The following is an 18,975-nucleotide window of genomic DNA, read 5'->3' on the forward strand; positions in this document are numbered from 1 at the left end:
AGCGTGAGGGAAACGCCCGGTTACATTCCGAACCCGGAAGCTAAGCCTCACAGCGCCGATGGTACTGCAGGGGGGACCCTGTGGGAGAGTAGGACGCCGCCGAACAATCTTTGGAGGACCCCTGGTCCCAGCGTTCAGCGCTGGGACCAGGGGTCCTTTCGTTTTTACAATGCTTGCGGTACCTAAGACAGGAGTCACCATGTCCACCAACTCTCCCGACGATCGACCGGAGCGCGACCAGCGGCGACGGGACAGTGGTGACCGTGGCGGCTTCCGTCGCGAGTACAACCGCCGAGACGACCGTGACCGTGGTGAGCGGGGCGACCGCGGCGGGTTCCGTCGCGACGACCGCAGGGACGATCGCCGCGACGACCGTCGCGACGACCGTCGTGACGACAGGCGTGACGACAGGCGGGGCGGTTACGGCCGCCGGGACGACCGTGACGACCGTGGGGACCGTGGCTTCCGCCGGGACGACCGCGGCGGCGACCGCCCCTCGTTCCGCCGCGATGACAACCGTGGTGGCTATGGCCGGCGCGACAACGACCGTCGTGACGACCGTGTCCGTGGTGACCGCAGCGAGCGGGGCGACCGCGGCGGGTTCCGTCGCGACGACCGCAGGGACGACCGCCGGGACGACCGTCGTGACGACAGGCGCGGCGGCTACGGGGATCGGGACCGTGGAGACCGTGGCGGTTACGGCCGCCGGGACGATCGTCGCGAGGGCGACCGAGGGCCTCGTTCGTCCTTCCAGCGTGACGATCGCGACCGCGGGCCCCGTCGCGACGACCGCCGGGATGACCGTGGCGGCGACCGCGGCTTCCGTCGCGACGACCGCCCCTCCTTCCGCCGCGACGACGACCGAGGTGGCTACGGCCGGCGCGACGACCACCGCGGTGGCCATGGCCGACGGGACGACCGGCGCGACGACCGACGGGACGATCGCCGGGACGACAGGCGCGACGACCGCCGGAGCGACGACCGTGGCGGTTACGACCGCCGCGACGACCGTGGCGGATACGGCCGCCGGGACGACAACCGGGACCGTGGCGGTTTCCGCGGCCGGGACGACCGGGGCAGCAGCCGCGGCCCCCGTCGGGACGACCGCGGCGGGCGACCCGGTGGCTTCCGGGGTCGCGACGGGCGCGACGGGCGCGATGGACGCGACGGGCGTGACGAACGGCGCGGTGGCGGTGGCCGGTTCCGCGACGACCGCTCCCGGGACGACCGCTTCCGGGACAGGGACCGCGAGCCGATCAAGCGGCTGCCGATCCCCGAGGACGTCACCGGCGAGGAGATCGACAAGGACGTCCGGCAGGAGCTGCAGAGCCTGCCCAAGACGCTCGCGGAAGACGTCGCCAAGAACCTGGTGATGGTCGCGCGCCTCATCGACGAGGACCCCGAGGGCGCGTACGGCTACTCCCGGGTGGCCCTGCGCCTGGCGTCCCGCGTGGCCGCCGTCCGCGAGGCCGCCGGGTTCGCCGCCTACGCCAGCCAGAAGTACGGCGAGGCCCTCGCGGAGTTCCGGGCCGCGCGGCGGATGACCGGCAGCGCCGAGCTGTGGCCCGTCATGGCCGACTGCGAGCGCGGCCTCGGCCGGCCGGAGAAGGCGCTGGACATGGCCGGCGCCCCCGAGGTGCACAAGCTGGACAAGGCCGGACAGGTCGAGATGCGGCTCGTCGCGGCCGGTGCCCGGCGGGACATGGGGCAGCTGGACGCGGCCATCGTGACCCTGCAGAGCCCCGAGCTGGCCTCCAACTCGGTCCAGCCGTGGACCGCGCGCCTGCGGTACGCCTACGCCGACGCCCTCCTGGCCGTCGGCCGGGAGAAGGAGGCGCGGGAGTGGTTCGCGAAGGCGGTCGAGGCCGACCGGGACGGCAGCACGGACGCCTCCGACCGGCTTGCCGAGCTGGACGGAGTGGAGTTCGTCGACGCTCTCGACGAGAGCGAGAGCGAACCGGAGACCGAGACGGAGACGGTGACCGAGACGGTCACCGAGGCCGAGGCCGAGGCCGAGACCGACGTCGTCAAGGGCGCCCGCACGGAGCCCGCCCTCACTGAGGACGCCTCCACCGAGGACGACCACGACCAGGACTGACGTCCCACGCAACGAAAGGGCGGGCCCCACCAGGGCCCGCCCTTTCGCGTACTGGCTCAGAGCTCCAGCGCCCGGAGCACCAGTCCCGACGCCGGCTTCGGGCCGAACGACGTCGACTTGCGGGGCATGGTCACGCCCTGGCGGGCCAGGTCGCGGACCACATCCTCGCGGACCGGGTGCATCAGGACAGCCGTACCGCCGTCCCGTTCGGCCTTCGCCACCGTGGCGGCCGTGTCGTGTATGTAGGCGATGTGGGCCGGGGAGTCCTCGGGGATGTGCCACACGTGCTCGAGGAGAGTGGAGTGCAGGACGGTCGCGTCCAGGGAGCGCCAGGCGGCCGGGCGGTCCGCCGGGACCGTGCGGGCCAGGAGGCCGGGGTCCGGGCGGTCGATGAGGTGAAAGGCGCCGTCGCCGGCCAGCAGGAAGGCGTTGCCGGCGCAGGCCGCGTCCGCGAGCGTCTCCAGCGCCTCGGACAGGCGCGTCTCGAGGTGCCGCACCCGGAACAGGCCCTCGACGGCCGCGAGGGCGTCCGAGACCGGCAGGCCGTGCAGCAGACGGTGGATGGCGCGCACGCGCAGCGGGTACCGGGCGGTGTCCACGAGCAGGACCAGGCCGTGGTCCCAGGGGCTGGGGGAGGGGTTCTCCGCGCGCAGCTGCCGGTAGGTGGCCCAGCGGTGGTGGCCGTCGGCGATGAGGGCCTGCTGGTGGGCCAGGTCGGACCGGATGCGGGCCAGGTCGGCGGGGTCGGTGACCGACCACAGGCGGTGGTGGAAGCCGTCCTCGGTGGTGGTGTCCAGCAGCGGGGCACGCCGGGCCGTGCGCTCGACGACCTCGGCCGCCGTGCCGTTGCCGTGGTAGGTCAGCAGCAGCGGTTCGAGGTTCGCGCGCGTGGCACGCATCAGGGCCGCGCGGTCGGCGACGACCGGGGGCATGACGTCCTCGTGCGGCAGCACCACGCCGTCGGACGGATCGGAGACCTCCAGGGCGCCGATGACGCCGCGCTGGATCATGCCGTTTCCGTCGCGCTGCTCGTACACGTACAGGGCGGGGTCGGGATCGGCGGTCAGGATGCCCTCGGCGAGCCAGCGGCGCAGGGTGTCGGCCGCCTGTTCGGTGCGGGCGCTCGGCGTGCCGGCCTGAGGAAGGATCAGCCGGACGATGTTGTGCGGGTCCGCCGACTGGAGGTGGTGCACCCCGTCGGGGCGTACCACGACGTCGTACGGCGGGGAGGTGACGGAGGCCAGGCTGCCGACCCGGTCGGGGTCGTAGCGCAGGCCTCGGAACGGGGTGAGTTCGAGGCCTCGGCGCGCCGTTGCTTCCGAGGGACCTGCAGTGTTCATCCCGGCATCGTACGTGTGTCAGTGGCGTGGGGGATGATCGGGGGAAACACGGTCGAACGAGGAGCGATGTGGAATGAGCCAGGGCGTCAGGACGAGGCCCGAGGGCAGTGGGCGGCCCCTGAGCGAGGCGTACGACACGGCGCTGCTCGACCTGGACGGGGTGGTGTACGCGGGCGGTCATGCGATCGTCCACGCGGTCGAGTCGCTGGCGGCGGCGCGCGACGGCGGGATGCGGCTGGCCTACGTCACCAACAACGCGCTGCGCACGCCGGACGCGGTGGCCGGGCACCTGACGGAGCTGGGGATACCGACGGGGGCGGACGAGGTCATCACCTCGGCGCAGGCGGTGGCGCGGCTGATCAGCGAGCAGGTGCCGGCCGGGGCGCGGGTGCTGGTGATCGGCGGTGAGGGGCTCCGGGTGGCGCTGCGGGAGCGGGGTCTGACGCCGGTGGAGTCGGCGGACGACGACCCGGCGGCGGTGGTGCAGGGGTACGGCGGGCTCGAGCTGCCGTGGGGGCGTTTCGCGGAGGCCGCTTACGCCGTCGCGCGCGGGGTGCCGTGGTTCGCTTCCAACACCGACCTGACGATCCCCAGCGGCCGGGGCATCGCGCCGGGCAACGGCGCGGCCGTGGAGGTCGTCCGGATCGCGACCGGGGCCGATCCGCAGGTGGCGGGCAAGCCGCTGCCGCCGATGCACCGGGAGACGATCCTGCGTACGGGCGCGAAGCGGCCGTTGGTGGTCGGGGACCGGCTGGACACGGACATCGAGGGGGCGTTCAACGGCGGGGTGGACTCGCTGCTGGTGCTGACCGGGGTGACGGACGGCCCCCGGCTGCTGGCCGCGCCGCCGCAGCACCGGCCGACGTTCGTGGACGCCGATCTGCGCGGGTTGCTGACGGGCCAGCCGGAGATCACCCGGGAGGGTGAGGGATTCCGGTGCGCGGGGTGGACGGCGAGGGCCGGGGCGGACCGGCTGGAGCTGGAGGGAGACGGCGAGAGCCTGGACGGCCTGCGAGCCCTGTGCGCGGCGGCCTGGACGGCGGCCGGTGACGGTTCCTGCGCGCTGGACGGAGGCAAGGCGCTGGCCCGGCTGGGCCTGTGACCGCCGGTCGCAGCGGGGGTCGTCCTCGGCGGGATCGAAGTCGCAGGCGAGGGTAGGCTAACCTAACCTCGTGTTGGTCGACAGTCCTCCGGAACAGCGCGCGGAGACCGCCCCCGCGCCCCCAACCCGTCGGGCGGCAAGGGCCCTTGGGCTCCTGCTCTGCGTCGCGGTCCTGGTGCTCGTCGCTCTGGCGAGCATCGCGGTCGGGGCGAAAGGGCTGTCGCCGGACCAGGTCTGGCACGGCCTGTTCCACGACACGGGGACGTACGGCGACGTGGTCGTCGACGAGCGGCTCTCCCGGACCGTCCTCGGCCTGCTGGCCGGTGCCGCCCTCGGGCTGGCCGGTGCGGTGCTGCAGGCGCTCACCCGCAACCCGCTGGCCGATCCGGGGCTGCTCGGCATCAACGCCGGTGCCTCCGCCGCCGTCGTCACCGCCGTCACCTACTGCGGCGTCACCAGCCTCACCGGCTATGTGTGGTTCGCCTTCGGCGGTGCGGCGGCGGTCGGCGCGCTGGTGTGGTTCCTCGGCGGCAGCCGGGGCGCCACCCCGGTACGGCTCGCGCTCGCCGGTACGGCGATCAGCGCCGCGCTCTACGGCTATCTCCAGGCTGTGATGATCATGGACGACGCGGCGCTGGGCAAGATGCGCTTCTGGACGGTCGGTTCGCTGGCCTCCGCGACCGACTCCACCATCACCCAGGTGCTGCCGTTCCTCGCCGCCGGCACCCTCCTCGCGCTCGGCCTCGCCCGGCCGCTGAACGCCGTGGCGATGGGCGACGACACCGCCCGGGCCCTGGGCGCCCACCTCAACCGCACCCGCGCGCTCGCCATGCTGGCCGCGACCGTGCTGAGCGGTGCCGCGACCGCCGCCTGCGGTCCGATCGTGTTCGTCGGCCTCATGATTCCGCACGCCGTGCGCTCCTTCACCGGCCCCGACCTGCGCTGGATCCTGCCGTACGCCACGATCCTGTCGCCCGTGCTGCTGCTCGGCGCCGACGTCATCGGCCGGATCGTCGTCCGCCCGGCGGAGCTCCAGGTGGGCATCGTCACCGCGATCCTCGGCGGTCCGGTCTTCATCCTGCTCGTACGACGGCGAAGGACGGCCCAGCTGTGAAGACCCGACGCAGGAGCCGTGCCGTGCGCACCCCCGGCGGGCTGTCGCTGCGCCTGGACGTCCGCGCTCTGACCGTCGTCGTCCTGCTCCTGGCCGCGGCGCTCGCGGCGGGCGTGGCGCTGATCGGCACCGGCGACGCCCGGATCCCGGCCGCCGACGTCCTGCGGGCCCTGGCCGGCAACGGCACCGCGTACCAGGACTTCATCGTCACCGAACTGCGCCTGCCGCGCGTCCTGGTCGGCCTGCTGGTCGGCGCCTGTCTCGGTTTGGGCGGCGCGCTGTTCCAAGCGGTCTCGCGCAACCCGCTCGGCAGCCCGGACGTCCTCGGACTGTCCCAGGGCTCCACGGCGGGCGCGCTGGTCGTGATCGTGCTGCTGTCCGGCAACGCAGCCCAGGTCACCGCGGGCGCGCTGGCCGGCGGCCTGGTGACCGGGCTCGCCATCCACCTGCTCGCCTGGAAGCAGGGCGTGCACGGCTACCGGCTGGTGCTGGTCGGCATCGGCGTCTCGGCCGTCGTCACCGCGGTCAACGGCTATCTGCTCACCAAGGCCGACCTGGTCGACGCGGCCCGGGCGGTGGTGTGGATGACCGGGTCTCTCAACGGCCGGGACTGGACGCAGGTGTGGCCGCTGCTGTGGCTGTGCGCCGTCCTCGTCCCGCTGGTCCTCCTCCACGCGCGGGGCCTGCGGATGATGGAGATGGGCGACGACGTCGCCGGTGCCCTCGGGGTGCGCGTGCAGCGGGTACGGCTGGTGCTGATGGTCTGCGCCGTCCTGCTCACCGCCGCCGCGACCGCCGCCGCCGGACCCGTCGGCTTCGTCGCCCTCACCGCGCCCCAGCTCGCCCGGCGCCTGACCCGCTCACCCGGCCCCAACCTGGTGCCCTCCCTCTGCATGGGCGCCGCCCTGCTCGTCGCCGCCGACTGGGCCTCGCAGCGCGCCTTCGGCGCCGACCAGCTGCCCGTGGGCGTGGTCACCGGCGTCCTCGGCGGCGGCTATCTGCTGTGGCTGCTGGTCACCGAGCGCAGAGCGGGCCGGATATGAGCGCCGCGCACCCCGTCCCTCCTCCCAGGAGCACCATGAACCGCCTGTCCGCCGAGAACGTCACCCTCGCCTACGACCAGCGCGTCATCGCCGAGCAGCTGTCGGTGGAGATCCCCGACCACTCCTTCACGGTGATCGTCGGCCCCAACGCGTGCGGCAAGTCGACGCTGCTGCGGGCGCTGTCGCGGATGCTCCGGCCCAGCCAGGGGCGGGTGCTGCTGGACGGGCAGGCGATCCAGTCGATGCCCGCCAAGAAGGTCGCCCGCACCCTCGGGCTGCTGCCCCAGTCGTCCGTCGCCCCCGACGGCATCACGGTCGCCGACCTCGTCGGCCGCGGCCGCTACCCGCACCAGGGACTGCTGCGCCAGTGGTCCGCCGAGGACGAGCGGGTGGTCCAGGAGGCGATGCGGCAGACCGGGGTCGCCGAGCTGGCCGACCGCTACGTCGACGAGCTGTCCGGCGGGCAGCGCCAGCGCGTGTGGATCGCCATGGCACTCGCCCAGCAGACCCCGCTGCTGCTCCTGGACGAGCCGACGACGTACCTGGACATCCAGCACCAGATCGACGTCCTCGACCTGTGCGCCGAGCTGCACGAGATCCAGGGCCGCACCCTGGTGGCCGTCCTGCACGACCTCAACCACGCCGCCCGCTACGCCACCCACCTCGTCGCCCTGCGCGGCGGCACGGTGGTCGCCGAGGGCGCCCCGAACGACATCGTCACGGCCGAGCTGGTCGAAGAGGTCTTCGGGCTGCGCTGCCAGGTCATCGACGACCCCGAGACCGGGACCCCGCTGGTGGTGCCGGCGTCCCGGAAGGCACGGCTCACAGCAGCTTCCTGAGCCGGAACAGGTCCAGCAGGCTCGCCTCCAGCCGCACCCGGCCCCGGCCCCAGGCCGTCGCGAAGTTCAGCTCGCCGCCCACCAGCGCCACCAGATCGTCCCCGGCCATCGCGAGCCGGAGCTGGGCCCGCTCGCGCGGCGGCCCGGGGTGGGTCGTGTCGACCACGATGCGGCCGCCGGTCATCCGGCCCACGAAGGTGACGTCGAGGTCGGTGATGTGGCAGCTCACCGAGCGGTCCAGGGCGGCGGCCGCACGGACCTCGCCCTCGGCCCCCTGCATGTTGTCCGAAAGCTTCCCCAGTGCGGCGCGGCACTCCTCGATCGTGGCCATCGCCACCGACGGTACCCCAGCCGTTCGCGGTAGCGTCGGGGCATGAGCGAGTCCGTGTCCGAGGCCCCCGACGCAGCCGTGGCGGAGGCCGAACCCGAGTACGACCCCGCCGCCCCGGCCCCCCTCGGCGTCCCCCGCACCGCCACCGGCGACGCCGAGGTCGACGCGCAGCTGGAGCGGCTGGGCGACGCCGACCACCTCGCCACCGACGGGCATCTGGAGGTGTACGAGGATGTGCACCGGGGGCTGCGCGACGCGCTCACCGCGCTCGACGCCCGCCCGGGACCTCCGGCGCCCTCACCTTCGTACCCGAAGGCGCCTTCACCGCCGTACCACCAGAGCAGGAGCTGAACCGAACGTGGCAGGAGTCGCACGCCGCCGTCTGGACGCGGAGCTGGTCCGCCGGAAGCTCGCGCGCTCGCGCGAGCACGCCGGCCAGCTCATCGCCGCCCGGCGGGTCACCGTCGGCAAGACCGTCGCGACCAAGCCGGCCACGCAGGTCGAGACCGCCGCGGCGATCGTGGTCGCCGCCGACGCGAGCGATCCCGACTACGTCTCCCGCGGCGGCCACAAGCTCGCCGGCGCGCTGACGGTGTTCGTCCCTCAGGGCCTCGTGGTCGAGGGCCGGCGCGCACTGGACGCCGGCGCGTCCACCGGCGGCTTCACCGACGTCCTGCTGCGCGCGGGCGCCGCGCACGTCGTCGCGGTGGACGTGGGATACGGCCAACTCGCGTGGTCTCTGCAGAATGATGAACGCGTCACCGTCAAGGACCGTACGAACGTACGCGAGTTGACGCTTGAGGCGATCGATGGGGAACCTGTGGATCTAGTCGTGGGTGATCTGTCCTTCATCCCGCTCGGGCTGGTGCTGCCCGCCCTGCAGCGGTGCGTGAAGCCGGACGCCGACCTGGTGATGATGGTCAAGCCGCAGTTCGAGGTGGGGAAGGAAAGGCTCGGCAGCGGGGGTGTCGTACGGAGTCCGCAGCTGCGGGCGGAGGCCGTGCGGGGAGTGGCCGAGAAGGCCTGGGAGCTGGGGCTCGGGGTGCAGGGGGTCACCGCGAGTCCGCTGCCCGGGCCGTCCGGGAACGTCGAGTACTTTCTCTGGCTGCGGTCGGGGGCACCCCAGGTGGACCCGGCCGACGTCGACCGTGCAGTGGCGGAGGGGCCGCGTTGACACAGAACCTGGCGCGTACTGTTTTCCTGCTGGCGCACACCGGGCGGCCGGCGGCGATCCGCAGCGCGGAACTCGTCGTCAAGGGCCTGCTGCGGCACGGCATCGGCGTGCGGGTGCTGGAGGAGGAGGCGCGCGACCTGCCGCTCCCGGACGAGGTGGAGCTGGTCAAGGAGGCGACCGCGCAGTGCCTCGACGGGTGCGAGCTGCTGATCGTCCTCGGCGGTGACGGCACGCTGCTGCGCGGCGCCGAGTTCGCGCGTGCCTCCGGGGTGCCGATGCTCGGCGTCAACCTCGGGCGGGTCGGGTTCCTCGCGGAGGCCGAGCGGGACGACCTCGACCGGGTGGTCGACCGGGTGGTGGCGCGGTCGTACGAGGTCGAGGAGCGGATGACCGTCGATGTCGTCGTGCACCGCAACGGGGACATCGTGCACACGGACTGGGCGCTGAACGAGGCGGCCGTGCAGAAGGCGGGCGCCGAGAAGCTGCTGGAAGTCGTGCTGGAGATCGACGGGCGGCCGGTGACCGGGTTCGGGTGCGACGGTGTGGTCCTGTCGACGCCCACGGGGTCCACCGCCTATGCGTTCTCCGCCGGCGGGCCCGTGGTGTGGCCCGAGGTGGAGGCGCTGCTGATGGTGCCGATCAGCGCGCACGCGCTGTTCGCGAAGCCGCTGGTCACGTCGCCGGATTCGGTGCTTGCCGTGGAGGTTCTGCCGCACATCCCGCCGGGCGTGCTGTGGTGCGACGGGCGGCGGACGGTCGAGTTGCCGCCGGGGGCGCGGGTGGAGGTGCGGCGGGGGGCGGTGCCGGTGCGGTTGGCCCGGCTGCATCACTCGTCGTTCACGGATCGGCTGGTGGCGAAGTTCGCGTTGCCGACCACCGGGTGGCGGGGGGCGCCGCACCACTCGGCGGAGTGACAATGGCGGGCCGTGTGCACTCCCCGGCCCGGACCTCGTATGGTCTTCTCCGTGTTGGAGGAGATGCGGATACGGTCGCTCGGGGTCATCGACGATGCCGTCGTCGAGCTGTCGCCGGGGTTCACCGCCGTCACCGGTGAGACGGGTGCGGGCAAGACCATGGTGGTCACCAGCCTCGGGCTGCTGCTCGGCGGGCGGGCGGACCCGGCGCTCGTGCGGATCGGGGCCGACAAGGCGGTCGTGGAGGGGCGGATCGCCGTACCCGCGGACGCCACCGCCGTCGTACGCGCCGAGGAGGCCGGGGCCGAGCTGGACGACGGTGCCCTGCTGATCAGCCGTACCGTTTCCGCCGAGGGGCGCTCCCGGGCGCACCTGGGCGGGCGCAGCGTGCCCGTGGGGCTGCTCGCCGAGCTGGCCGACGACCTGGTGGCCGTGCACGGGCAGACCGACCAGCAGGGGCTGCTCAAGCTGTCCCGGCAGCGGCAGGCGCTCGACCGGTACGCCGGGGACGCGGTCGCCGTGCCGCTCGCCAAGTACACCGAGGCCTACCGGCGGCTGCGGGCCGTCTCCACCGAGCTGGAGGAGATCGTCACGCGCGCGCGTGAGCGGGCCCAGGAAGCCGACATGCTGCGCTACGGGCTCGAGGAGATCGCCGCCGTCGAGCCCCGGGCCGGGGAGGACGCGGAGCTGGCGGAGGAGGCGGAGCGGCTGGGGCACGCCGAGGCGCTGTCGTCCGCCGCGACGGCCGCACACGCCGCTCTCGCGGGCAATCCGGAGGACCCCGAGGGGATCGACGCCTCCACCCTCGTCGCGGGCGCCCACCGGGCGCTGGAGGCCGTGCGGTCGCACGATCCGGCGCTGGCCTCGCTCGCCGACCGGATCGGAGAGATCGGGATCCTGCTCGGTGACGTCGCCGGGGAGCTGGCGGGGTACGCCGACGACCTGGACGCCGATCCGCTGCGGCTGGCCGCGGTGGAGGAGCGCCGGGCCGCGCTCACGAGCCTCACCCGCAAGTACGGTCATGACGTCAACGCCGTCCTGGCCTGGGCGGAGGCGAGTGCCGCGCGGCTCACCGAACTCGACGGCGACGACGAGCGGATCGAGGAGCTGACCGCCGAGCGGGACGCGCTGCGGACCGAACTGGGCGGGTTGGCGCAGGCCCTGACGGACGCGCGGACCGAGGCCGCCGAGCGGTTCGCGGCCGCCGTGACCGCCGAGCTGGCCTCGCTGGCGATGCCCCACGCGCGCGTGTCCTTCGACATCCGGCAGACCGAGGACCCGGAGGGCGTCGAGGTCGGCGGGCGCACGGTCGGGTACGGCCCCGCGGGCGTGGACGAGGTCGAACTGCTGCTCGCGCCGCACCCGGGCGCCCCGCCGCGGCCCATCGCCAAGGGCGCCTCCGGCGGTGAGCTGTCGCGCGTGATGCTGGCCGTGGAGGTGGTGTTCGCGGGGACCGACCCGGTGCCGACGTACCTCTTCGACGAGGTGGACGCCGGTGTCGGCGGCAAGGCCGCGGTCGAGATCGGGCGGCGCCTGGCGAAGCTGGCCAGGACCGCGCAGGTCGTCGTCGTCACGCACCTGCCGCAGGTCGCCGCCTTCGCCGACCGGCAGCTGCTGGTCGAGAAGACCAACGACGGCTCGGTCACCCGCTCCGGCGTGAAGGTCCTGGAGGGCGAGGAGCGCGTCCGGGAGCTGTCCCGGATGCTGGCGGGCCAGGAGGACTCGGAGACGGCCCGGGCCCACGCGGAGGAGTTGCTGGCGACGGCCCGCGCGGATCTGTGACGCCGGGACCATGACCCCGCACTCCAGGGTCCCGCTCGTTCCTGCTCACCGCCGCGCACACGCCCTGAGGGCGGCGCCCGGTGTCGCTGTGGTCGCGTGCCACCGGCGCGCGGGGTTGCCGGCGCACGCCGCCGGCGTGGTGGCGGCCGCGGTGTACGGGGACGGTGCGAGCGCCCGGGGGCGCTCGCTGTGACGGGCTGACCTCGGGATACGGGCTGGGCGCCCGTTCGTCCGGGTCGGCGCTGTCCTCACCCGTGTGGGTGACGTGCTCCGGCGCATTGCTCCGTCCCGCCGCGCTGTGCGCCCTCCCCCGATTTCCCGGAACGGCCGTATGCCCTGGCATGCTTGGCAGGGAACGCGGGGCGGGCGCGGTCCGCCCCGGAGGCGCGCGGTACGTCCTTCCGCCCTCCTCCGCCCGCTACTTTCTGTACGTTTCCTCGTGACCGCCCCGCGCCGAACCAGGAGCCCCGGCCCCGTGAGCCCGAGCAGCAACGCACCGCCCGGTCAGTCGCCGCTGCGCACCGTGCAGGTGCTGGGCGGAGGCAACGCCGGCAGCAGCGCGCACGTCCGCTCGCTGGCGGAGGGGCTTGTCGCCCGGGGCGTGCGGGTCACGGTGTGCGCCCCCGTCGACGCCGACCGCGCCTACGACTTCACCGGGGTCGGCGCCGACCATGTGCACGTGCCGCGCAGCAGCGACCCGGGCTCCGTGGCCGCACTCCGGGCGGCCTGCACGGACGCCGACCTGGTCCACGCGCACGGACTGCACGCCTCCTTCCGGGCCGTGCTCGCGCTCAGCGGGCGGCGCACCCCGCTGGTGGTCACCTGGCACAACCGGGCCGAGGCGGAGGGCGCGCGGGCGCATCTGCTGCGGCTGCTGGAGCGGCGCGTGGTCAGGACGGCCGCCGTGGTCCTCGGCACCACCTCCGACCTGGTGGACCGGGCGCGGCGGACGGGTGCGCGGGACGCCCGGCTCGCCGCCGTGCCGCTGCCCGGGCGGCGCCGGCCCGTCGACCGCGACGACGACCCCGACCGGCTGCGGCCCAAGACGCGCGCGGAACTCGGTGCCATCGGGCGTCCGTTGCTCATCGCCGTCGGCTCGCTGGACCGGCAGCGCGGTTACGACGTCCTGCTGGACGCGGCGGCGCGGTGGCGGGACCTCGACCCCGTGCCGCTGGTGGTCGTGGCGGGGGAGGGGCCGCTCAGGCCGGAGCTGCAGCGGCGGATCGAGGACGAGGAGCTGCCCGTACGGCTCGTCGGGCGGCGCGAGGACGTGGCCGAGCTCCTGGCGGCCGCGGATCTGGCGCTGCTGCCCAGCCGGTGGGAGTCGCGCTCCGTCCTCGCCCAGGAGGCGCTCCACGCGCGCGTGCCCCTCGTCGCGACGTGCGTCGGCGGCATCCCGGACCTCGTCGGCGACGCCGCCGAACTCGTCCCGCCCGACGACCCCGAGGCCCTCGCCGACGCCGTCGTCCAGCTCCTCGCCAACCCCTCCCGCCGCGAGGCGCTCCGCGACCGCGGCAGCCTCCAGGCGGCCACCTGGCCGACGGAGGACGAGACGGTGGCGCAAGTGCTCAGCATCTACGACGAACTGACCCAACCGAGACCACTGCCCTAGGTCCGCGCGCAGAGGCCTGCCCAGCAGCCCCGTGGGCTGTCAGGGGACGTGGCGGCGGGCTCGGAGCGCCAGACTCAGGGCCAGGACCGTTTGGGGGTCGTCGAGGTCGGTGCCGAGGAGTTCGCCGATGCGGGCGAGGCGGTTGTACAGGGTCTGGCGGTTGAGGTGCAGTTCGCGGGCGGTCTCCGCCTTGCGCCCGGCGTGGGCCAGATAGGTCTCCAGGGTCGGCAGCAGCGGCGGCCTGGACCGGTGGTCGTGGTCCCGCAGCGGACCGATGGCACGGTCCACGAACGCCGCCAGGTCCGGGTGGTCCCGCAGTCGCCACAGCAGCAGGTCGATGTCGAGGCGGCGGGCGTCGTACCAGGGACGGTCGGTCAGCCCCTGTGCCGCCGCCGCCGTCTCCGCCGCGTGCCGGAGCCCCGCCGACGCGGCCGCCCAGCCGCCGGCCACCCCGACCACCACGACCGGCGGCAAAGACCCCGGCCGCAGCATCCCGGCCCGTTCCACGCCCGCCCGCAGCGCCGCCGCGACCCGGTCCGCGACCGCCGGCCGCTCCGACTCCGAGCGCAGCCCGAGCAGCACCAGCACCCGGCCCTCCACCGGCCGCACACCCAGCAGCACCGGAACCCCCACCGAGGCCAGCTCCTCGGAGACCGCGCGCGCCAGCACCGCCCAGCCACCGCCGGGCGAGAGGGAGTCGCCGATCCGCATCACCACCGGCAGCAGCGGGCCGGCGCCGGGCTTGAAGCCGAGCACGCGGGCCTGCGCGGGAGCGTCCTCCGGGGTGATGCGGCCCTCGGCGAGGTCGGTGAGGAAGTCGCCCCGCCCGCGTGCGGCCAGCTCCTCCTCCTGCCGGGCCTGCATCAGCACCACCGCCAGGATGCCCGCGGCCCGCTCGGCGGCCATCCGGTGCACCGGAGCCAGCGGGGAGCGGACCGGCAGCAGTACCAGGCGGGCGCGTACCGAGCCCGCCCCGGGCCCGCCGCCGGGCACGTCCACCAGCACCGAACCGGCCGGCGGCGGCGCGTCCTTCTGCGGGCCGCGCAGCCCCTCCCACACCTGCAGCGGATCCGCGCCCTCGGGCCCGGCCCCGGCGGCGTACAGCAGCCGGCCGTCCGTCGTCTCCAGGAACACCGGGTTGCCGCTGAAGTCCGCCAGGATGCCCAGCACCTGCGGCACCCCGCCCCCGCCGAGCAGTGCCTCGGTGCACCGCCGGTGCACCTCCTCCGCGCGCTGGAGCAGCGCGTAGTGCCCGTTGACGATCTCGGTGTGGATCTCCTCGGTCACGGTCACGAACGGCACCTCACGGTGCAGCTGGACCAGCGGCAGACCGGCCGCCCGGGCCGTGTCCACCAGCGCCGCCGGCAGCCGCGTGAAGCGCGGGCCCAGCTCCACGACGAGGGCGGCGATGCCCCGCTCCGCCAGCGTGCGCACGAACGCCCGCTGTTCGGCGGGGCGGGTGCCGACGCCGTAGCCCGTGGTCAGCAGCAGCTCGCCGCCCTTGAGCAGCGAGGCGATGTTCGGCACCTCGCCCGCGTGCACCCAGCGCACGGTGCGCCCCAGCCGGTCGGCGCCCGCCAGGATCTCCGGGAGCCCGCTGCGCAGCCCCGGCAGCTCCAGCGCCCGCCGGACCGTGATCCCGGCGCCCTCGGTGGCGATCCCGCTCTCCGTACCGCTGTCCATGCAGCGGACGCTACCTGCGAGAACGCCCCGACGACATCCCCGGGCCAGGGCCTCTCGTCCGGATCATGCCGGGCTCGCGGGCCCTGGCACCGCTCCCTGATCCGGCCTGATCCGAACGAAAGGCCCCTAGACCGGCCGGATGTTGTGGTTGAAGCGGAAGACGTTGTCGGGGTCGTAGCGGCGCTTCACCTTCTCCAGGCGCAGGGTGTTCCCCGCGCCCAGGCCTGCCCGGACCCGCTCGGGGCCCTCGTCGCCGATGAAGTTGAGGTAGACGGCACCCGTGCTCCACGGCCGGACGCCGGCGCGCACGTCCCGCACCCAGGCGACGGCCCGTTCGTCGTCGGCCGGGTCCTCCCAGATGGCGAACGGGTGCGCCGCCCAGGCGGCGTCCCGGTACGGCACCGGCCAGTCCTGCGGGCCGGCGGCGATGGCCCCGCCCTGCGGGAACAGCAGGTGCTGGGTGTTCGTCGGCACCGGCATGCTCTCCGCGCGGGCGCAGAAGACGTCCACCAGCTTGTCCGGCAGCCCGGTCAGATACTCCGCCGACCAGTAGTTGCGCAGCCCGGGCGGGTCGTCGAGCATGCACTGCACATCGACGTACGGCATGTCGCCGGCCAGCTCCACCTCGTGCGGCAGCGCCAGCAGCGGCTCCGCCAGCTTGCGCATGTCCTCCTCGCCGCCCGCGTACGTCAGCAGCGCCGCGCACACCAGCGTGCCCACCATGTGCTCGGGGACGAACTCCTCGGGCGGCCCGGTCAGATACAGCACTGCGCCGCTCAGCTCGTCGGGCGCGGAGCTCAGGACCTCGCGGAAGGTGCGCACCACGTCGGGGCCGTACTGCGGAAGGTAGAGCAGGAAGGCGATGGAGAACTCCGGCATCTCGTGCAGGCACAGGGTCAGCGCGGTGGCGACGCCGAAGTTGCCGCCGCCGCCGTGCAGGGCCCAGAACAGCTCGGGGTTCTCGTCGGCGTTGGCGTGCACCTGCTCGGCGTCGGCGGTCACCAGCTCCACGCCGATGAGGTTGTCCACGGCCAGGCCGAACGTGCGGTCCAGCCAGCCGGTGCCACCGCCCAGCACGAAGCCGCCGACACCGGTGGTCGAGGCCCGGCCGCCGGTGGTGGCGAGGCCGTGGGGCTGGGTGGCCCGGTCCAGGTGGCTCATCGTGGCGCCGCCCTCCACCCGGACCGCCTCGCCGGCCGGGTCCACCGTCACCCGGTGCATCCGGCGCAGGTCCACCACGAGCGCGTTGTCGCCCAGGGCCGTCCCGGCGACGCTGTGCCCGCCGCCCCGGACCGCGATCGGCAGATCCAGCTCCCGCCCGAAGCGCACGGCACGGACCACGTCGGCCGCGTCCGCGCACTGGGCGATCACCGCCGGGCGCCGGTCGATCATGGCGTTGAAGACGGTGCGGGCCTCGTCGTAGCCCGGGTCCTCCGGGGCGAACACGTCGCCGACCAGATCGTCGCGGAGCGCGGAGAGGGCCGCGCCCGCCTTCGAGAGGGAAGCCATGGCGTCCCCTTCCGGAAAGGGGCAGTTGTCCGGTTCCAGCCTAGGTACGGGACCCGCGGCGCGGCGCGTCCTCCCTGCGAGGGGTCGAGGCGGCCCGGGTGGCGTGCTCCGACCGCCCCGCGAGCCGATCTGCTGAACGCCGTCGTGGTGGCCGGGCTCGCCGGGTCCCCGCTCGGGGAGGGCACGGTCCGAGTGGGGCACCGGCGACCAACGGGCCGCCGTGGGCGGCACCGAGCGCCCGGCACCGGTGGCGCCCGCACGGCTTCTCATGCGGTGGTGCGAGCGCCGGCAGGCGGCCCGGGACGGCTCCGCCGGCGCGGCCGGCGGGGGAGTGGCCGTCAGCCGCCGTAGGCGCCCGACGCCGTCAGACGCAGGGCGGTGTCGATCAGCGGCACGTGGCTGAAGGCCTGCGGGAAGTTGCCCACCTGGCGCTGCAGGCGCGGGTCCCACTCCTCGGCGAGCAGGCCGAGGTCGTTGCGCAGCGCGAGGAGCTTCTCGAACAGCTTGCGGGCCTCGTCCACCCGGCCGATCATCGCCAGGTCGTCCGCCATCCAGAACGAGCACGCCAGGAAGGCCCCCTCGTCACCGGGCAGGCCGTCCACGCCCTCGTCCTCGCCCTCCGTCGGGTAGCGCAGGATGAACCCGTCCGGGGTGGACAGCTCGCGCTGGATCGCCTCGATGGTGCCGATCACCCGCTTGTCGTCCGGCGGCAGGAAGCCCATCTGCGGAATCAGCAGCAGCGACGCGTCCAGCTCCTGCGAGCCGTAGGACTGGGTGAAGGTGTTGCGCTCCTTGTCGTAGCCCTTCTCGCACACGTCCCGGTGGATGTCGTCGCGCAACTCCTTCCAGCGCTCCAGCGGACCGTCCGCGTCCCCGGACTCGATCAGCTTGATCGTGCGGTCCACCGCCACCCAGGCCATCACCTTGGAGTGCACGAAGTGCCGGCGCGGGCCGCGCACCTCCCAGATGCCCTCGTCCGGCTCCTGCCAGTGGTCCTCCAGGTAGCGGATCAGCTTCAGCTGGAGCAGCGACGCGTAGTCGTGCCGCGCCAGGCCCGTCATGTGGGCCAGGTGCAGGGCCTCGGTGACCTCGCCGTACACGTCCAGCTGGAGCTGGTGCGCCGCACCGTTGCCGACCCGGACCGGGGCGGAGTTCTCGTAGCCCGGCAGCCAGTCCAGCTCGGCCTCGCCCAGCTCGCGCTCGCCCGCGAGGCCGTACATGATCTGCAGGTTCTCCGGGTCGCCGGCCACCGCGCGCAGCAGCCACTCGCGCCAGGCACGGGCTTCCTCGCGGTAGCCGGTGCGCAGCAGCGAGGACAGGGTGATCGCCGCGTCCCGCAGCCACGTGTAGCGGTAGTCCCAGTTGCGGACGCCGCCGATGTCCTCGGGCAGGGACGTCGTCGGCGCGGCGACGATGCCGCCGGTCGGGGCGTACGTCAGGGCCTTCAGGGTGATCAGCGAGCGGACCACCGCCTCGCGGTACGGACCGTGGTACGTACAGTGCTCCACCCACTCGCGCCAGAAGTCCTCCGTCGCCACCAGCGACTGCTCCGGCTCGGGCAGGGCCGGCGGTTCCTTGTGCGACGGCTCCCACGAGATGGTGAACGCAATCCGGTCACCCGGGGCGACCGTGAAGTCCGCGTAGGTCGTCAGCGACTTGCCGTAGGTCTCCGCCTCGGTGTCGAACCACACCGAGTCGGGCCCCGCGACCGCCACCGTGCGGCCCTCGTGCTTGTGCACCCAGGGCACCACCCGGCCGTAGGAGAAGCGCATCCGGAGGGCCGAACGCATCGGGACCCGGCCGGTGACGCCTTCCACGATCCGGATCAGCTGCGGGGCGCCGTCGCGCGGGGGCATGAAATCGGTCACGCGGACCGTGCCGCGCGGGGTGTCCCACTCCGACTCCAGGATCAGCGAGTCGCCGCGGTAGCTGCGCCGGGCCGCGGTGGGCGGCTGGGAGTCGGCGGCGTGGGCCGGGCCGAGCCGCCAGAAGCCGTGCTCCTCGGTGCCCAGCAGGCCGGCGAAGATGGCATGCGAGTCGAAGCGGGGCAGGCACAGCCAGTCCACCGTGCCGTCCCGGCAGACCAGGGCAGCGGTCTGCATGTCTCCGATGAGTGCGTAGTCTTCGATGCGCCCGGCCACGTGCAACTCCAGTCGAACGGCCACGTCACCCCCGCGCAGGGGGCTGTCGCTAGTGCGGTCAAGGGGTCGTTGTTGTGCGTCGTTGAGCGGTGAAGCAAAGCAGCCCGCCGAGCCCTGAGGCAAAACGACAGTCTTTGCTCAACGAACTGCCGCGCTCTCGTTGTTCCGGGTGATGGTGGCGGGGGTGTGCCGTCGTTTCCGGCCGGGCTCGGCAGCGAGTGTCCGAGCAGGATACGACGCAGGTACATGATCCGCGTGCTGCTCCGGGCAACCCGTGTGAGCCGATCGAGTGA

16 protein-coding genes and 1 rRNA gene are annotated in these 18,975 nt (G+C 73.9%); 12 read left to right on the forward strand and 5 right to left on the reverse strand.

What is annotated here, in order from left to right; genetic code table 11:
- From rrf to ACZ404_RS35825, 3 genes are all read left to right on the forward strand, one after another.
- Positions 1-105: ribosomal RNA gene (gene rrf, locus ACZ404_RS35815) — 5S ribosomal RNA — on the forward strand; the annotation flags it as partial.
- Between the two features lie 158 nt (positions 106-263).
- Positions 264-1,373 (forward strand): hypothetical protein, encoded by a 1,110-nt coding sequence (locus ACZ404_RS35820; RefSeq protein WP_468447485.1) that lies wholly within the window; start codon positions 264-266, stop codon positions 1,371-1,373.
- Positions 1,265-2,098, forward strand: coding sequence for a tetratricopeptide repeat protein (locus ACZ404_RS35825; RefSeq protein ID WP_468447487.1), 834 nt, complete (start codon positions 1,265-1,267; stop codon positions 2,096-2,098). The genes ACZ404_RS35820 and ACZ404_RS35825 overlap by 109 nt, the downstream gene beginning before the upstream one ends.
- A gap of 56 nt (positions 2,099-2,154) precedes the next feature.
- Here ACZ404_RS35825 and ACZ404_RS35830 read toward each other — a convergent pair whose 3' ends face one another.
- Positions 2,155-3,438 carry a DUF1015 domain-containing protein gene (locus ACZ404_RS35830; RefSeq protein ID WP_468447387.1) on the reverse strand — a complete coding sequence of 428 codons (1,284 nt, stop codon included), beginning with the start codon at positions 3,436-3,438 and terminating at the stop codon, positions 2,155-2,157.
- 73 nt (positions 3,439-3,511) lie between these two features.
- Between ACZ404_RS35830 and ACZ404_RS35835 the strand changes: the two genes are divergently transcribed.
- The 4 genes from ACZ404_RS35835 (at position 3,512) to ACZ404_RS35850 (ending at position 7,536) form a co-directional block, all read left to right on the forward strand.
- The gene (locus ACZ404_RS35835) at positions 3,512-4,540 is read left to right on the forward strand and encodes an HAD hydrolase-like protein (RefSeq protein ID WP_468447389.1); all 1,029 of its coding nucleotides are present in this window, start codon (positions 3,512-3,514) and stop codon (positions 4,538-4,540) included.
- Between the two features lie 70 nt (positions 4,541-4,610).
- Complete coding sequence (locus ACZ404_RS35840; protein ID WP_468447391.1) at positions 4,611-5,654, forward strand: FecCD family ABC transporter permease; 1,044 nt, start codon at positions 4,611-4,613, stop codon at positions 5,652-5,654.
- Complete coding sequence (locus ACZ404_RS35845; protein ID WP_468447393.1) at positions 5,651-6,697, forward strand: FecCD family ABC transporter permease; 1,047 nt, start codon at positions 5,651-5,653, stop codon at positions 6,695-6,697. The genes ACZ404_RS35840 and ACZ404_RS35845 overlap by 4 nt, the downstream gene beginning before the upstream one ends.
- A 35-nt stretch (positions 6,698-6,732) precedes the next feature.
- The gene (locus tag ACZ404_RS35850) at positions 6,733-7,536 is read left to right on the forward strand and encodes an ABC transporter ATP-binding protein (RefSeq protein ID WP_468447395.1); all 804 of its coding nucleotides are present in this window, start codon (positions 6,733-6,735) and stop codon (positions 7,534-7,536) included.
- On the opposite strand, the gene ACZ404_RS35855 is transcribed toward ACZ404_RS35850, so the two are convergent.
- The gene (locus ACZ404_RS35855) at positions 7,520-7,867 is read right to left on the reverse strand and encodes a sterol-binding protein (RefSeq protein WP_468447397.1); all 348 of its coding nucleotides are present in this window, start codon (positions 7,865-7,867) and stop codon (positions 7,520-7,522) included. The genes ACZ404_RS35850 and ACZ404_RS35855 overlap by 17 nt on opposite strands.
- A 42-nt stretch (positions 7,868-7,909) precedes the next feature.
- Between ACZ404_RS35855 and ACZ404_RS35860 the strand changes: the two genes are divergently transcribed.
- The 5 genes from ACZ404_RS35860 to ACZ404_RS35880 all read left to right on the forward strand — a co-directional run bounded on the left by ACZ404_RS35860 (position 7,910) and on the right by ACZ404_RS35880 (position 13,349).
- Positions 7,910-8,218 (forward strand): hypothetical protein, encoded by a 309-nt coding sequence (locus ACZ404_RS35860; RefSeq protein WP_468447399.1) that lies wholly within the window; start codon positions 7,910-7,912, stop codon positions 8,216-8,218.
- A 7-nt stretch (positions 8,219-8,225) separates the two neighbouring features.
- Positions 8,226-9,041 (forward strand): TlyA family RNA methyltransferase, encoded by an 816-nt coding sequence (locus ACZ404_RS35865; protein WP_468447401.1) that lies wholly within the window; start codon positions 8,226-8,228, stop codon positions 9,039-9,041.
- Positions 9,038-9,955, forward strand: coding sequence for an NAD kinase (locus tag ACZ404_RS35870; protein WP_468447403.1), 918 nt, complete (start codon positions 9,038-9,040; stop codon positions 9,953-9,955). The genes ACZ404_RS35865 and ACZ404_RS35870 overlap by 4 nt, the downstream gene beginning before the upstream one ends.
- 39 nt (positions 9,956-9,994) lie before the next feature.
- Entirely contained in the window at positions 9,995-11,737 is a 1,743-nt protein-coding gene (recN, locus tag ACZ404_RS35875) for a DNA repair protein RecN (protein ID WP_468447405.1), read from the forward strand.
- Positions 11,738-12,212: 475 nt separating this feature from the next.
- Positions 12,213-13,349, forward strand: a complete 1,137-nt coding sequence (locus ACZ404_RS35880) for a glycosyltransferase family 4 protein (protein WP_468447407.1) — start codon at positions 12,213-12,215, stop codon at positions 13,347-13,349.
- Positions 13,350-13,388: 39 nt separating this feature from the next.
- Here the strand turns inward: ACZ404_RS35880 and ACZ404_RS35885 are convergent, their stop codons facing one another.
- The 3 genes from ACZ404_RS35885 to ACZ404_RS35895 form a co-directional block, all read right to left on the reverse strand.
- Positions 13,389-15,032 (reverse strand): PucR family transcriptional regulator, encoded by a 1,644-nt coding sequence (locus tag ACZ404_RS35885; RefSeq protein WP_468447409.1) that lies wholly within the window; start codon positions 15,030-15,032, stop codon positions 13,389-13,391.
- 126 nt (positions 15,033-15,158) lie between these two features.
- Positions 15,159-16,541: an FAD-binding protein gene (locus tag ACZ404_RS35890; protein ID WP_468447411.1), complete on the reverse strand. Its 1,383-nt coding sequence runs from the start codon at positions 16,539-16,541 to the stop codon at positions 15,159-15,161.
- 338 nt (positions 16,542-16,879) lie between these two features.
- Positions 16,880-18,682: a glycoside hydrolase family 15 protein gene (locus ACZ404_RS35895; RefSeq protein WP_468447413.1), complete on the reverse strand. Its 1,803-nt coding sequence runs from the start codon at positions 18,680-18,682 to the stop codon at positions 16,880-16,882.
- Between the last annotated feature and the right edge of the window lie 293 nt (positions 18,683-18,975).

The sequence above is a fragment of the Streptomyces sp. NPDC030798 genome, from assembly GCF_055572275.1.

Bases quoted from the DNA above. Each gene is read 5' to 3' on its own strand.
- ACZ404_RS35890 (WP_468447411.1), bottom strand. From the start codon at position 16,541: ATGGCTTCCCTCTCGAAGGCGGGCGCGGCCCTCTCCGCGCTCCGCGAC.
- ACZ404_RS35850 (WP_468447395.1), top strand. From the start codon at position 6,733: ATGAACCGCCTGTCCGCCGAGAACGTCACCCTCGCCTACGACCAGCGC.
- recN (WP_468447405.1), top strand. From the start codon at position 9,995: ATGGTCTTCTCCGTGTTGGAGGAGATGCGGATACGGTCGCTCGGGGTC.
- ACZ404_RS35830 (WP_468447387.1), bottom strand. From the start codon at position 3,438: ATGAACACTGCAGGTCCCTCGGAAGCAACGGCGCGCCGAGGCCTCGAA.
- ACZ404_RS35860 (WP_468447399.1), top strand. From the start codon at position 7,910: ATGAGCGAGTCCGTGTCCGAGGCCCCCGACGCAGCCGTGGCGGAGGCC.
- ACZ404_RS35855 (WP_468447397.1), bottom strand. From the start codon at position 7,867: ATGGCCACGATCGAGGAGTGCCGCGCCGCACTGGGGAAGCTTTCGGAC.
- ACZ404_RS35835 (WP_468447389.1), top strand. From the start codon at position 3,512: ATGAGCCAGGGCGTCAGGACGAGGCCCGAGGGCAGTGGGCGGCCCCTG.
- ACZ404_RS35885 (WP_468447409.1), bottom strand. From the start codon at position 15,032: ATGGACAGCGGTACGGAGAGCGGGATCGCCACCGAGGGCGCCGGGATC.